The organism is Acidisoma sp. S159, from assembly GCF_009766125.1.
Lineage (GTDB): Bacteria > Pseudomonadota > Alphaproteobacteria > Acetobacterales > Acetobacteraceae > Acidisoma.
In genome coordinates this window covers 45114-59997 of sequence record NZ_LMUG01000104.1, presented here as the reverse complement: position 1 = coordinate 59997, position 14884 = coordinate 45114, and the positions used below count along the sequence as shown (strand labels likewise).

Annotated in this window: 12 protein-coding genes; 9 read left to right on the top strand and 3 right to left on the bottom strand. The window is 64.0% G+C overall.

The window, feature by feature from the left end; all coding sequences use genetic code 11:
• Positions 1–469: 469 nt before the first annotated feature.
• Positions 470–1147 carry an isoprenylcysteine carboxylmethyltransferase family protein gene (locus GSQ92_RS29455; protein ID WP_159014894.1) on the bottom strand — a complete coding sequence of 226 codons (678 nt, stop codon included), beginning with the start codon at positions 1145–1147 and terminating at the stop codon, positions 470–472.
• Between the two features lie 209 nt (positions 1148–1356).
• Between GSQ92_RS29455 and GSQ92_RS29450 the strand changes: the two genes are divergently transcribed.
• From GSQ92_RS29450 to GSQ92_RS29420, 7 genes are all read left to right on the top strand, one after another.
• Positions 1357–2061, top strand: a complete 705-nt coding sequence (locus tag GSQ92_RS29450; protein WP_158801491.1) for a Crp/Fnr family transcriptional regulator — start codon at positions 1357–1359, stop codon at positions 2059–2061.
• 340 nt (positions 2062–2401) lie between these two features.
• A complete protein-coding gene (locus GSQ92_RS29445; RefSeq protein WP_159014892.1) occupies positions 2402–5671 on the top strand; it encodes an AAA family ATPase in 3270 nt (1089 codons plus the stop codon).
• Positions 5668–6879, top strand: a complete 1212-nt coding sequence (locus tag GSQ92_RS29440) for a YcaO-like family protein (RefSeq protein WP_159014890.1) — start codon at positions 5668–5670, stop codon at positions 6877–6879. Before GSQ92_RS29445 ends, GSQ92_RS29440 begins: the two co-directional genes overlap by 4 nt.
• Positions 6876–8174, top strand: a complete 1299-nt coding sequence (locus tag GSQ92_RS29435; protein ID WP_159014888.1) for a TfuA-like protein — start codon at positions 6876–6878, stop codon at positions 8172–8174. The genes GSQ92_RS29440 and GSQ92_RS29435 overlap by 4 nt, the downstream gene beginning before the upstream one ends.
• A 35-nt stretch (positions 8175–8209) precedes the next feature.
• A complete protein-coding gene (locus GSQ92_RS29430) occupies positions 8210–9610 on the top strand; it encodes a hypothetical protein (RefSeq protein WP_159014886.1) in 1401 nt (466 codons plus the stop codon).
• A gap of 68 nt (positions 9611–9678) precedes the next feature.
• Positions 9679–10266: a hypothetical protein gene (locus GSQ92_RS29425; RefSeq protein ID WP_159014884.1), complete on the top strand. Its 588-nt coding sequence runs from the start codon at positions 9679–9681 to the stop codon at positions 10264–10266.
• A 583-nt stretch (positions 10267–10849) separates the two neighbouring features.
• Positions 10850–11260 (top strand): hypothetical protein, encoded by a 411-nt coding sequence (locus tag GSQ92_RS29420; RefSeq protein WP_158801485.1) that lies wholly within the window; start codon positions 10850–10852, stop codon positions 11258–11260.
• A gap of 80 nt (positions 11261–11340) precedes the next feature.
• On the opposite strand, the gene GSQ92_RS29415 is transcribed toward GSQ92_RS29420, so the two are convergent.
• Both GSQ92_RS29415 and GSQ92_RS29410 read right to left on the bottom strand, forming a co-directional pair.
• Complete coding sequence (locus GSQ92_RS29415; protein ID WP_159014882.1) at positions 11341–12222, bottom strand: NAD(P)-dependent oxidoreductase; 882 nt, start codon at positions 12220–12222, stop codon at positions 11341–11343.
• 102 nt (positions 12223–12324) lie between these two features.
• A complete protein-coding gene (locus GSQ92_RS29410) occupies positions 12325–13044 on the bottom strand; it encodes a FadR/GntR family transcriptional regulator (protein ID WP_254066747.1) in 720 nt (239 codons plus the stop codon).
• A 91-nt stretch (positions 13045–13135) separates the two neighbouring features.
• Between GSQ92_RS29410 and GSQ92_RS29405 the strand changes: the two genes are divergently transcribed.
• Positions 13136–14077 carry a fumarylacetoacetate hydrolase family protein gene (locus GSQ92_RS29405; protein ID WP_159014880.1) on the top strand — a complete coding sequence of 314 codons (942 nt, stop codon included), beginning with the start codon at positions 13136–13138 and terminating at the stop codon, positions 14075–14077.
• A gap of 13 nt (positions 14078–14090) precedes the next feature.
• The gene (locus GSQ92_RS29400; protein ID WP_158801482.1) at positions 14091–14882 is read left to right on the top strand and encodes an alpha/beta fold hydrolase; all 792 of its coding nucleotides are present in this window, start codon (positions 14091–14093) and stop codon (positions 14880–14882) included.
• Positions 14883–14884 lie beyond the last annotated feature (2 nt).

The following is a 14884-nucleotide window of genomic DNA, read 5'->3' as shown; positions in this document are numbered from 1 at the left end:
CATGTCAAGCTTGCTTTCGGAGTCTCGCCGGGGAAATGATGGATGCTCGCATCCCACGCCTCATCTCGTATCCTGGAGCCGAACGCTAACTGTCGCGGGATGCGGCGGCCTGACAGTCTGCCGCACCAACGGCCCCGCTAGGGCGAGATAAGGAAGGAAGGCGATATGATTCGAAGGGTACTCGCATTGGGTTTCGCGGCCTTGGGACTGTCCGGTTGCGCCCTGAACGCGTCGCCTGGCTATGAGGTGCGCGATGCGACCCCAACCGCAATCACAATCTTGGCGGATCCCGCCCTGCGGAGTACTGACGAGCTGCAGCAGGTCGCACAATCGCATTGCACCGAATATGGAAAGAAAGCCGTCGAACAATCTGTCGGAGCGAATACTGGAGGCCGCGTCCCCGTGGACTTCGCATGCCAGTGAAAGCTGAGAAGACAGGGCCACTCTGGCGAGCGAGAGACCCGTCTTCTCACCAGAAACCAGGTACCATCCGGTACCTGACGCGCCGGGTGTACTCTTCGTAGCCTGCAAGTTCGCCACACAGCATGCGTTCCTCGCCCACCGCTCGAAAACCAATTCCCACGATGGCGAGTGGAACGACCAGCACCCCCCACCAGGAGCCCAGCAGCAGGGGCGTCCCCACGAACATCAGCAGGGCGCCGGCATACATGGGATGGCGAACGATGCGGTAGGGCCCGTCACTAATCACGCGCTGCTTGCGCTCGCTTTGCACGCGTATCTGCGGGGCCGCGAAAGTATTGAAACGAAACGTCTGCCAGACGACAACCATACACAGCGCGATCAACAACGCTCCGACGGCCTCCACCCAAAACGGAACGACCGACCACCTGAAGCGACGGGCGTCAAAGGCGCTCGCCACCAACCATGTGACGAAGACGAGCGCGGCGGCGGCCATGAAGGCGCGGTCCCATGGTCGCTGATCCGGCTGCACAGGCGCCGAAAGACGTGTCGCGAGGAGGGCCGGGTCATGGCGCGCCAGCCAGAAGCCCAATGCGAAACTCGATATCGCGATCTCGCCCAGGAAAACCCAGCCCTGCGGCCAGCCCCAGTCGCCGGCTGCGAGGAAAAGGATGGCCCCCATCCCCGCCAGCCAGCTGGTCGTCTGAACCACCATCCTTGTGATCATCGGCCTATTGTCCGTCACTGTCCCGCCATCGAAGCATCTGGCGATTGGCCCCCGTCCGGCAAACCCACAATAGCCTTCTCCCAGTTCGCGGGCACTGGCCAGATCACCCATTGCGATACCGCGTGGCTCGACGCACCCTCTGCCGCGAGACGAAACTCTGCGCTTCTGCGACGTGGGGTGATGGACCGGACGCGAAGAGGACTTCACCGATGCTGATAACCCCGATTGATCGGGCAACGAAGTGGGACTCTCTCAGCCGAAGCTGGCTTTTCTCCGTGCTGCACCCGCCGGAACGGGAGCGCTTGTTCGATTGCGTCAAGGAACGCCGGTTCCGCAAGGGCGAGACCATGCTGGAACAAGGCCGAGAAGGCTCGAACATGATGGTCCTGGTCGCCGGCCGGGCACGGGTCACGGCCACCTCCGCCGAGGGCAAGGAGGTGACTCTGATGATCCACGAGACCGGCGCGACACTCGGCGAGTTGGCGCTGCTGGACGGCGGACCCAGAAGCGCCAATGTGGTCGCGATGGACAATTGCCTCGTTTTACTCATCGAGCGCCGCGACTTCCTCCCCCTGCTGACGCAGAACCCGGACCTCGCCCTTCGCCTGATAGCGGTTCTATGCGACCGGCTGCGCACGACCAGTCTTGCTCTGGAGGAGGTCGCGCTGATGGACATCCCGATGCGCCTGGCGAGCCTGCTGCTGAAGCTGAGCAGCCGTTACGGCATGGAGGGCAAACAGGGTCGGCGGATCCAGTTGAAGCTCTCGCAAGCCGATCTGAGTTCGCTCATCGCCGCCACCCGGGAAAGCGTGAACAAGCAGCTGAGATCGTGGCGCGAACAGGGCATTCTGGACGAGGAGGATGGGCACATTATCCTCCGCCAACCCGATGCTCTTCAGGCGATAATGGATTGAACCCGCCAACGTTCCGACCATGCCGGCGCGAACGGGAAACACCCGCGGTTTTCGCAAGACCTGAAAGCCCTCATTGAGGTCTTGGCTATTTCATTTCGGTAGTGAGCGTCTCCCGAATGGCGACGCGGCTTTGGCCGGTGACTTGCGATCTCGACTTAATTTCGGCACTGTCCATGCGCGTGCAGCGCATGGCTCTCAACAACGCCAATCGACCAACCGCTGCCAGCGAGACAGGCGCGGTGCTATCGGAAGCATAATCATCCGCTAGATCGACGTTGAACTTGGCCGTGACTGCATCCTATGGCTAGACACCGGGCTCATTGAGCCTCCGGGGATTTGAGTGGAAGACTGGCTTAGGTCAATTGAACTGGGGCATTATATCGATTCTTTCCGCGCCGAGCGGATCGAACATGCGCAGCTGCGTGACCTGACCGAGGACGACCTCAAGGAACTCGGCCTGACCATCGGCGAACGGCGACGTTTCCGCCGCGCTGTGCTTGAGCTCCAGCCCGACCCGCCTCCCCCACCGCCCACCACGCTTGCCGAGCGACGGCCGCTAACAATCGTGTTCATCGATCTCGTCGGCTCCTCCGAACTGGGCGAACTTCTGGAGCCGGAAGACCTGATGGAGGTGATCCGCCGCTACCGCGATGCCTGCGGTGCGACGATCCGGCGCTATGGCGGCAGCATCGCCAGGCAGGTCGGCGATGGCATCTTGGCCTATTTCAGCTACCCGGTTGGGACCGAAAACGACCCAGAGCGAGCGGTGCGCGCCTCGCTCGACATCGCGCGCGACATTGCGCAACTGGCGACCCCCGCCCCGGCGCCGCTTCGCGTACGCATCGGCATCGCCACGGGCCGCGTCATCATCAGCGACATGCTGGCTGGCGGCACCGCTGACCTCCGCACCATCATCGGCTCGGCCCCCAATCTCGCGGCACGGGTCCAGGCGGTCGCCGAGCCCGGCTGGGTCGTCATCGCGGCAGAGGTCCATGAGCGGGTCCGCGACTTATTCGCCTGCGAGGATCTCGGTCAGATCGAGATGCGGGGGTTCGCGGCCCCTCGGCAAGTGTGGCGCGTGCTGCGGGAAATGCCGCGGCCTACACGGGGCGTGAATGCCTCGGGGCAACACCTCACTTCATTCTGCGCCCGGGTAGACGAACTCGCCTTCCTCGGTGACCGTTGGTCGCTTGCCATGAAGGGCGTCGGGCAGACCGTGCTGGTCAGCGGCGAGGCGGGCATCGGCAAGTCACGGCTGATCGAGACATTTCTGACTCAGCACTGCGCGCTGGGCGGTCACGTCGTGCAGCTCGGAGCCTCCCCCTTCGACGTGGATAGCCCGCTCCTGCCTTTCGCCGCTTGGCTCCGCGCCGAGGCAGGCGCCACCGCTGGCGCCGCTGGGCCGGTTTTGGAAACCGACCTTGCCGAGTTGCTTGGCGTTGCACCGGCCGCTCCCGGCATCGGCGACTCGCCAGCACAGCTCCGCGAAACAATCCTTGCGGCGCTGGCCGACCGACTTCTCGCGCTGTCGAACGCTGCGCCGCTCTGCGCGGTCGTGGAGGATCTCCACTGGCTCGATCCGAGTTCGCTCGAGGTGCTGGAGCGGCTGGCCGCCCGGATCGAGGATCGGCGGGTGATGCTGCTGGTCAGCGCGCGCGAAGGTTCCCCGGCGCCGTGGCTGTCCGATACATCCGTCGCGAAGTTGCATCTCGTCCGTTTGGATCCCCGGGACGTAGCCGAGATCCTGCGCGGCCTGCCCGGCCGCAGCAGACTGCCGGCAGCGCTGGTCGAGGAGGTTGTGCGAAAGTCGGACGGCGTGCCGCTCTTCGCGGTCGAGTTGCTGCGGGCCCTCCAAAACCCGGATGGCAGCACGATAACGGCTCTACCCGCCCCTATATTGCCTGATGAGCCCAGCGCGGAGATCCCGGCCATCCTGCGGGATTCGTTGATGGCACGGCTCGACCGCGCCGGGATCGCTAAGGAAGTAGCCCAGGTGGCCGCGGTGATTGGCCGCTCGGTACAGGCGGATTTGCTGGCGGTAGTCGCGGGCTGGCCGCGCGCGGAGCTAGAGCAACCGCTCGCCGCCCTCACCAGTGCCGGGGTGCTGCGCCTCGACCACGCGGGGCCAATCGAGACCTACACATTTACCCACGCACTGCTGCGCGACGTGGCCTACGACAGTGTGCTGCGCGATCAGCGCCGCAGCATGCATCTGCGGGTGGCCGATGCGCTGCCTCGACACGAAGCGGATTCGGTTTCACAGCGGCCGGAATTGCTAGCCCTGCATCTGAGCGAGGGTGGCCGGCCAGACTTCGCCGCGCCTCATTGGATGGATGCGGCGCGCCGCAGCCTGGCGCGCTCGGCCCTCACGGAAGCGACGCGACTTCTGCAACGAGGCATCGGTGCGCTGGGCGAGGAATGGACCGACCTGCGGCTACAATTCATGGCGCTGCTTGGCCCGGCGCTGATCGGCCTCAACGGACCGGGCTCGGCCGAGGCACGCAACCTCTACGAAACCGCGACTGGGCTCTGTGACGACCGGCCAGAGAATGCAGCCTTCTTTCCCATCTACTGGGGATGGTGGCGGACCACCAAGGAATACGCCGCGAAGCCCGATCGCGCCGAGTCGATGCTACGGCGTGCACAATTGCTCGCCGATGACGGAGCGCTGCTGGAGGCTCACCACTGCGCCTGGGCGAGCCACTATTTTGTTGGCGCGCTCGAACAATCACGCCTGCATGCCGAGGCGGGCTTGGCGATCTACTCGGGCGGGGATTATGAAGACCACGCTGGGCTCTACGGTAATCATGACGCGAAGGTCTGCGCGCATGGCGAGTTGTGCGAGGTGCTCTGGCAAAAGGGCCAGCTCACGGAGGCCCGCGCGCAGGAGCGTCTGGCGCTCGAATGGGGGCATGGCCTGAACCACCTGGGCAGCATCGTCCACGCGCTCGACTGCGCGGTTATGCATCGCGCCTACGCTCGCGACGTGCGCGGGGTGCTTTCCTATGCGAACGAGTTGGCGCGCATGACGGCTGAACACGGTTTCACCGACCATCAGGCGAAATCGCTCATCCTCACAGGTTGGGGACAGGCCGTCAGCGAAGACCTCGATGCTGGGCTGCGAATGCTTCAGGACGGTATCGCCCGGCAGCGCGACATCGGCACCGAGGAGGATTTTCCCGTTTATATGTCTCTGCTCGGAGAAGTGCTGCTCCGCGCCGGCCGCGCCGACGAGGCGGTCGCGCAGTTGAAGGAAGCGCACGAGACCTTCGTCGACAGCGGCCTGAAGGTGATGGTTCCGGACATGTTGCGCGTGCTGGGCGAGGCGACAGCCGCGCGGGATCCCACCGATGAGAACACGCCGCGCGCCTGGCTCGCTGAAGCGGCGCGGATGGCCGAAGAGCATGGCGCGAGCTTTCTCAGTCTGCGCATCGCGCTGAGCGCGGCGCGACTGGATCTGCGACGCGGCATGACGCCCGAGGCTGGCACGGCACTCGCGCGGGCGCTCGCCGAGGTGGAGAATGACGATCAAATACCTGAAATCGCCGAGGCCGCCGAGTTGCTTGCGCGCTATCGCCAGAATGCCCACGCCGCTGGGGGATTCGTGTGAAGGATTGGCTCGGCGCTGACCTGACGCCCGCAACGGTAACGGGTGGTCCGCATCGCGACGTGCCTCCCGAAGCCACGCTGGCGCGGCTACGTCCCATCCTGGGCCAATTCGGCATCACCCGCGTCGGCGTTCTCACAGGACTAGACATCGTCGGTATCCCCGTCGCCGCCGCCTATCGGCCGAACTCGCGCTCCATCGCCGTGCATCAGGGAAAGGGCCGCACGCTGGCCGCCGCCAAGGTCTCGGCGGTGATGGAAGCGGCGGAATGCTGGCACGCCGAGAATGCCGACTTGCCATTGCGTCTGGGCTACGCCAGCGAAATCGTTCGCCACGGCGCAGCGGTCACGCCGGACCGGTTGCCGCTGACTGGTCAGGGCGACCCGGCCAACGCCCGGTTCCTATGGACTGTCGCCCACGATCTCCTGGCCGGCGCGCCCGTTTGGGTACCGTATGAACTGGTCAGCGCTGACTTCACCGTGCCGGCACCTTCCGGCTTTGGCCTGTTCCGTCAGACCACGAATGGGCTCGGCGCTGGGAATACGCCGGTCGAAGCCATGCTTCAGGGGATTTACGAGGCCGTCGAGCGCGACGCCGTAGCGCTATGGCATGCCGCGTCGCCGGAATGCCAGGCGGCACGATGCATCGACCCCGCGGGAATAAATGGCGAAGTCAGTCGCTGGATGCTCGCGCGGTTCGCGGCGGCATCGGTCGATGTCCATATCTGGGACGTGACGACGGACATCGCACTTCCGGCCTTCCTCGTCTTGATTTGCGACGCGGATGGCGTGGCCGGGGTAGAGCCCGAATTCGGTTCCGGCTGCCATGCCGGCGCCGACGTGGCCCTGTCTCGTGCGCTAGCCGAGGCCGCACAGGCGCGCCTGACCCGGATTTCCGCCGCGCGCGATGATTTCTTGCCGGAGAGCTTTGACTTCGCAGGTCGCACCGCCCGAGATGATGCGGCCCGGCAACTCATGCGAACGATACCTGCCGCCCGCTTCCGCCCGCGAAACCGCGACGCGACGCCAGAAGCCGACCTCGACGCAGCGCTGACCGCACTCTCACATTGCGGGATTTCCCAGGTGGCCTGCATCGACCTCAGCCGAGCCGAGATCGGCATTCCCGTCATGCGCGTCATCATCCCCGGCTTGGAAGGCCCCTGGCAGAACGACGCGCACCCGCTCGGCCCCCGCGCGCGAGCCGCCGCGTGACGGCAATCGTCTTCACAGGCCCGACCCTGCCCACGGCCGAGGCGGCAGCACTGCTGCCCGCCACCATTCTGCCTCCGGCGCGGCAGGGCGACATTTGGCGCGCCGTGCACGAGCACCGGCCCGTGGTGATCGCCCTGATCGACGGCGTGTTCCTGCACGATCCTGCCGTATGGCACCGCGAGATTCTCTGGGCGCTAACCGAGGGAGTACACGTCTTCGGCGCGGCGAGCATGGGCGCGCTGCGCGCCGCCGAACTCGCGCCGTTTGGGATGCAAGGCGTCGGCAAAGTCTTCGAAGCCTATCGCGATGGTATCTGGCCAGGATTTGCCGAACCCTTCGAGGATGACGACGAAGTCGCGGTGATCCATGCCCCGGCGGAACTGGCCCACAAGCCGTTGTCGGACGCGATGGTGGACCTCCGCGACACTCTGCGCGCAGCTGCGGATGCGGGGCTCCTGACCGCTCCGGAGGCTCTGGCAATCACCACGCAACTCAAGGCGTTGCCCTTCGGCGAACGCAGTATCGCGCGCCTCGTCGCGCTGGCCGCCGATACTCTTGACCAAGCGACGACGACCAATCTGCGAGCGTGGCTGCCGCATGGAACAGTGGCGCGCAAGCGGCTCGATGCGTTGGCGCTGCTGGACAAGCTCCGCCAATTTTTGGCCGACCGCCCAGCGCCCTTCGCCGCGCCATTTCGGTTCGAATACAGCCAGGCGTGGCATGACTTCGTTACAGCCGGCGATGCGCTCGCGCTCGATGAGACGCTCGTGCTGGAAGAGGCACGGCTGCGGACGGATGACTGGCACGACACGGCCCGCGCCGCGCTCGGACGCCTCTGCGCCATTGCCGCCGCCCCAGAACCCCGTAGCGACGATGCCCGGTTGGCGCTCGACCGGTTCCGCCTCGCGCGGGGCCTCACCCGCCGCGCCGATCTCGATGCCTGGCTCGCCGGCAATGCCGCGACGGCCGAGTGGCTGCGGCGGGCAGTGCGTGACGAGGCAGGGATCAGCGCCTCCCTCACGCTGCCTCCGCCTGGCCTCGACAACGCCATCATCGATCACCTCCGCCTCACCTGCAGATTCGCTGAGCTTTTGCAACGGGCCCGAGCCAAGCACGCCAAATTGGCTGAACGACCGGCGCCGGAACCCGGACCGCTGCTTGATGCGGCGCTCGGCTGGTACGCGGAAAGATCAAATTGGGACGGTAGCACGCCGGCACCGTTCGGCTGGACAGACGAGGCGGCATTCCGTCTCGCTGTATGGCGCGAATACACCTTCGTCCGGGCGCAGGCATGATGAGGCCGGGGCATCTCCCTCGACGCACAAGCGACATGATACCGCGCGTCGGCGGGACCCGCTTCCGGCTGTTTCCCGCCTTCGCCGAAGACATGCCTCCCGATACTGTCGAGATCCCCTCACCTGCCGGCAGCATCGGTCCCGGCCCCTCGGACCATGCGCTTTACGTCGCCGATGCCGCCGCCAAGAGCGAGCCATATGAGCCGCCAGACTATGGCCCGCCCTACCGAGGCTCGCTGCTGCTGCCCGCCCTGCCGGACCAGGCTGGACATTTCGATCACCTCCCCCTGGACACCCCCCAGTTCCTGGCGGCGCACCAGTTCGGCTCGATGCGCTACACGCTGGATATCTGGGAGCGCTATCTGGGTCACCCGATCGAGTGGTGGGACCGTGACGAACATCCGCGCACCGAACTGATCCCGGTCGTGGACTGGCCAAACGCGCAGAGTGGCCCAGGCTTTCTCGAGACCGGCATCTGGAAGGGCCCCGATGGCAGCATGCAGCCCTACGCCCTGAATTTCGATGTGATTGCCCATGAGACCGGCCATCAGATTCTGTTCTCGCAGGTCGGCGTTCCGTCCATGGACAAGATCAGCGCGCCGTTCCTGGCATTTCACGAATCCTTCTCCGATCTCGTGGCGCTGACCGCCGTCATGCACTTCCCGTCTGTTCTGACCCGCCTGTTGGAACAGACCCGGGGCAACCTCTATGTGCTCAACCTCGTCAACCGCATCGCCGAGACTTCGGCGCATACGCAGATTCGGCTGGCCGCGAACACGACGACAATGGCCGAGGTCGCGGATATCGAGCTGGCCCCGGACGGCTCCTGGATCGATCCGACTGGAGAGAATCGCAACCAGCATTGGATCGCGGCCCCGCTAACCGGGGCGATCTTCGATGTCTTGGTGGAGATCTATCAGGATAGGCTGGTCGCGTCGGGGCTGATCCCGCATGACGCGAATGCCCAGGGCTGGACACGTGAGGAGGTGGAAGACGCCTTCACGGACTTGAATCAGGTCTTCTCCTCAGCTCTCACACGCTTCAACGAGGAGTTCGCCGCCGTAATCGGCTCCGCGCGCGACGCTGTCGGCCTGGCGCTCGCCCACGTCATGCTCAGCATCCGCCCCGAAGAATTGTCGTTCGAGGAAGTAGCGGCTCGGTTCCTCGAATCGATGTTGGAGCAAGGCTATGGCCCTCTCATGCCCGCGATGCTGGCGCATTTTCTTTGGCGAGGGATCGATCCGAGCCCGTTCCTGCAGTTCAGGCCGGTGCCTTTGCCGGGGCGGTCGATGCGCCGAGCCGGCCGATTCAGCGTGCAGATCAGCCCGTGCCATGGCGGCTGCGCCGGATGCAGTCCAGGCGGCGCGTTGCATGCTTCCCAAATGATCCGCGCGGCGCATGCCAATGGGGTGCATCGCCGCAAGGTAAGTGGCTGAATAAGACGCTTAGTGAATCCGAATTGAGCGGCTACTCTATTTAATTATGCACGATCTGGAGGCGTAATATGTCGGACTCGACTTTGGCAGAGACACTTTTCGCGGGCAGCACGGTTCGTCTGTTTGGGCACAAATTTGAGGGTCTCCAGCTAGAGACGGAAGACGAAGAACGGACACTGAAGGGCGCACCGCCAATTCTGCGCGCCTTACAGGAGCAACTAAAGTATCGAAACAAAGATGGCGATTTAAAACCAGGACTAGCCCGCATTTACGGCTTCAGCTACCTCGGCAATTACTACAAGCTCGCGCAGCCGGCGGTGTTGCTTGTGTTCGGTGAAGGCGACGCTATTCACGAGCCACTCAAGGATGAGGCGCTCAGCCTCGTAGGGGTGGAGTTTATGAACGAGACCTTCACGCCGGGCGTTCGGATGTGGGCTCAGGACCAAGCCGACTATACCGTGCGCATCGATATTTCGGCGGGCTGGTTGGCCGATGTGTTGCTGGAGCCAGAGATGAGCGACGGGACCAACATGACGACAGGCCAGACGCCAGCCACAGCCGGTCGGGGTCCAGTCGTCGGACGCGCCGCGATGGTTGGGCGGGCGGCGATGGTGGGTCGCGCGGCCATGGTTGGCCGCAACAATTCGGGCTCCTGAGGCCGGTTCTCAAACTCGGCGGGCCCCGCCGGCCACTATAGGCGTCCGGTCTGCCGCTGGCGGCCGGTTTGCGGCGTGTGGGGCGCCGCCCTGATCTCTGCGCGTAAATAAGCCTTGTCGCCGGGCGAGCGCGCCTAATGATGCCCCGCCCTACGAGTCCCCGCGCCAATGAATGCGCCGGTGTGAAGCACTTCATAGTCCGCCCTAGCCAAATGTGGCGTGATCCCCCCACGGCACCTGCCACCTAAAGGCTTATCTCTGAACAGACTTCGGTCAAGTTTTGGCATCATCCAGGCACCACATCACAGCGTAAACGGACTGCGCTGCACGAAGGAACCGCCATGAGACAAGATGAAACCTCTCGCTTCGAGGACGGCATGATCTCCCAACGCGCAGGTCTTGAGCGCGGTAGGAACCCCTACTCCCGCTGGACCTCCGAATGGATTGCGTGGCTCGCGGGATGGAATGTCAGCGCGCAGGAGCACTCCCACGGGGGAGAGCCATTGGCCTGCTGAATTAGTCGCACAACTTCCCGATGCCAGTCAGATCACTCGCCATGTCCGCAACGAAGGAGACAATGACCGTGAGCGGCCAAGTCCATGAACAATCCACTCGATATTTTGGCGTCCTGAACGGCAAGGTGTATCGAATAAGCACCAATATGGACAGTTCCGAGAAAACGCTCGAACTGGTGCCATTTGCATTGCAGCCCCCGGCGACTATCGACCAAGGCGAGCCGGAGAACGCATCTCATCCTGCGGCCGCGGATCACCAGGCCGCGTCACTGGCCATTGCTCCTCCCTTAAAAGTCGCTTCGCGACGCGTGGCGAGGACGGAACCGATTAACGATGAAGCGCGCGCAGAACAGAAGGAGCGGGCCGCCCGACTCTTCAGTCGAGAAGACAGCGATCCGCTTCCCGCCGGGCACCCCGATCTCTGGAATCTTTTGGTCGCCGGCACTTGCCTCGAAGGCAGTACTTTCAGGTCCGCGTGATGGTACGAATACTCAGCCCGCTCGATATTCTCGCTGACGAGCCCGCCGTACTTTCTGCCGCAGCGACATCAGGCGCCGCGTTATGGTGTGATCAGTCCGGAAAGCTGCTCGACAATACTATAGACGACAGCCGAATCCCGGTCGCCCTTGCCCTGCGCGCGCGCCGCACGAAGGATTTCCAGCGCGGCCGAGGCTGCCGGTGCGGCGGCGCCCACGGCATCGGCGAGCCTGAGGGCCGTGGACAGATCCTTGTGCATATTGTCTGCCGTAAAATGCGGCGAGAAGTCATTTGCGATCATCCTTGGGCCCCGCGTCTCCATGGCGCCCGTTCGCGCCCCTCCGACACTCGTGATTTGTCTCACGCAGTCGGGATCGATGCCCGCCTTTCGCGCTAGCACAAGCGCTTCCGCCACGGCCTGAATGGCGACACCCAGGATCAGGTTGTTGACGAGCTTGAGGGTGGAGCCCGCGCCCGACGGGCCCGCATAAACGATCAGCGCTGAGATCGCCTCAAGGATTGGCCGCACGCGATCGACGGCCTCTTTCTCACCCCCCACCATGATGCCGAGCTTTCCGGCTTCCGCGACTTTCGGATTGCCGGTGACCGGGGCATCCAGCATCGCGATGTCCCGCGCCTGAGCGCGGAGCCCGATTGAACGCGACATTTCGGGTGCGATCGATCCCATGTCGATCAGGATCGTCCCCGGCTTCGCTTTGTCGAGAACGCCATCCTTGCCGCAGATCACGGCTTCGGATGCCGCGGCATCTGTGACCATGGTCATGACCACATCGGCGCTTAGGGCAAGTTCGCCGATATTTTCCGCCCACCCCGCGCCCGCTGCCAAGACGCTCGCCGCCTTGGATTTCGTGCGGTTCCAGACCACCACCTCGAACCCGCCACGCATCAGATTGAGGACGATGGGCGTCCCCATCAAACCGAGACCGATGAAGCCGATGCGCATGTGATCATCCTTCTCCGAGGACTAATGGCCGACATTACCAATGAGTGCCAACCTGCACCAATTTGGTTGGCTTAGACCTGACGGATTGTCAAGCGGAGCCGTCTACTCGCCGAACATGTACCGCCGCACATAGAGGATGTGGTCGCGAAGCCGCATCCGCGCCGCATCCCGGTCGCGATCACTGAGACTGGCGACGATGGCCCCATGCTGGGCCTGAAGTGCTTCCCGGTGCTCGGTCGTCATGCTCCGGGCTTTGAGCTGGCCCCACTCGCCGCGGGTCCGCACAACGGCCAGCGCCCGGGCCATCGCAACGATGGTTTGGTTGTGGGTGGCCAGGGCGATCGCCTCGTGCAGCGCGCCGTCCCAGTGCTCGAAATCCTCGACACTCGTCGCGGCGTTTCCGCCACGCAGGCAATGCGCCAGCCGGTCAAGATCCACCTGTGTCGCCCGCGCCACCGCCAAAGGAGCGAGTTCTGGCTCGAAGATGAGGCGGCATTCGACGACACCGGCAGGACTTAGCGAGTCGGCGCTGGGGAGGAAGGCCGCCTCTGCCGAGATGGCATCACCGGCCTTGAAAGTGCCACGCCCGACGTGCCGGATGATCAACTTCTCTTGTTCGAGGACCTGTAGCGCGCGGCGCACCGTATTGCGGGCGACGCCGTAGGTATCGCCAAGCTCACGCTCAGTCGGGAGCTTGTCCCCGATACGCCAGCGGGTAGAGCCGATTTCACGGCCCAAAAGTTTGCGCAGAGCATCGGCGTCGCCCCGCGCGGGCCTGCTGTCGCGATTGTTCGGCATTGAATCGATTGAGTCGGAACTCATGGCACGGCCTTGACACACCGGACCCATATACTGCAACTTGGTTCTCGATTGGGAGCAGAAAAATTAAGAATTGGTCTAGATTGGATCACATATGAAGCTCGCGACGATCCTTCACAAGGGCCGTCCTATGGTGGCGGTGGTCGATCCCGCCGGCAGCTATTACTGGCCACTGGATGACGTCATTCCTGGGCTCCCGGACCGGGTTGCGCAGGACATGGTCGTGGCGATCACCCACCTCTCGCATCTGTCCGGGATGGACATGCCCGAGACCCCCGGTCATAGCCTGGACAGCGCCCGTATATTGGCGCCGATCCCGGCACCACCGCACAACATCATGTGCGTCGGCAAGAACTATCGCGCGCACGCGCATGAGTTCAGCAAAAGCGGGTTTGACGCGGGCTCGACGGCCGCCGACGCGATCCCCGACTATCCGATCATCTTCACGAAACCGTCCGGCTCCATCTCGGGACCGACCGACGACATTCCCTTGTGGCCAGGAACCGACGCCGCGGTGGATTACGAGGCCGAGCTTGCCGTCGTGATCGGCAAAGGCGGTCGCGCGATCTCGCGCGCCGACGCCCTGTCTCACGTCTTCGGCTACACCATCATCAACGATGTGACGGCGCGCGATCTACAACGCCAGCATAAGCAATGGTTCCTCGGCAAAGGGATCGACGGCTTCGGTCCCATGGGTCCGTGGATCGTGACGGCCGACGAGATCGACGGCAGCGACCTGCGCGTGACCTGCCGCGTCAATGGCGAACTGCGGCAGAATTCTTCGACAGCGGACCTGATCTTCGATGTGCCTTACTTGATCGAAACGATTTCGCGGAGCGTCACGCTTTGCCCAGGAGATATCATCGCAACCGGCACGCCCGAAGGTGTCGGAATCGGCTTCGACCCGCCGCGTTTCCTGGCGGAAGGCGATGTGGTGGAGGTGGAGATCTCCAGAATCGGAAAGCTGCGTAACGTAGTGCGCCGAGCGCAGGTGGAATCCACAGACTCCAAGCGCACCCTGATGGACGCGAAGTAGAGGAGTGCCGGTCATGAGCCAGAAAAACAAGGATCGTTTTGTCGAGGAATTTGGCGGCCAGGGCGAGTTGCTGATCTTCGTGCATGGACTCGGTGGAAGCACGAATACTTGGTATCCTCAGGCGCAAATCTTGAAGCGCGATCTTCGTCTGGTCGCATATGACCTGCCCGGCTCCGGCCGGACACCCGTGCGTGACAAAGTGACGATCGAGAGCTTCGTCACCGACCTCAATGAGGTGGTGGAACAGGCGGGCGGCGGTCGTGTGCATCTCGCCGGCCATTCCCTCGGGACCATCATTTGTCAGCATTACGCAGCACTTCATGCCGACCGCGTGGCGAGCCTCGTTCTGGTCGGCGGGTTTCCTGAGCCGCCGCCGGCCGCACGCAACGCCCTGCGCGACCGCGCCGCGAAGGTGCGAGCCGAGGGGATGGCCGCCATCGCGGATGCCATCGTCGCGGCCGGCACATCGGACGACACCAAGGTGAATCACCCTTCAGCCACAGCCTATGTTCGCGAAAGCATCATGGGGCAGCCCGCTGAGGGCTATGCGCGAGCCTGCGAGGCCCTTTCCGCGCTCAATCGCGCCGATCTTTCAGCGATCCGGTGCCCGACACTTCTGCTGACCGGCGACCAGGACCGAACCGCGCCGCCGGACACGGCCAAGGCGCTCGCGGCTGACATAGCGGGCGCCGACCTCCGCGTTCTGGATGGCTGTGGTCATTGGGCGACCATCGAGCGGGCAAAGCAGGTGAACTACGCAATGACTCTCTTCTACTCACGGCAGCGTTCCGCCAAAGCGGCTTAGCC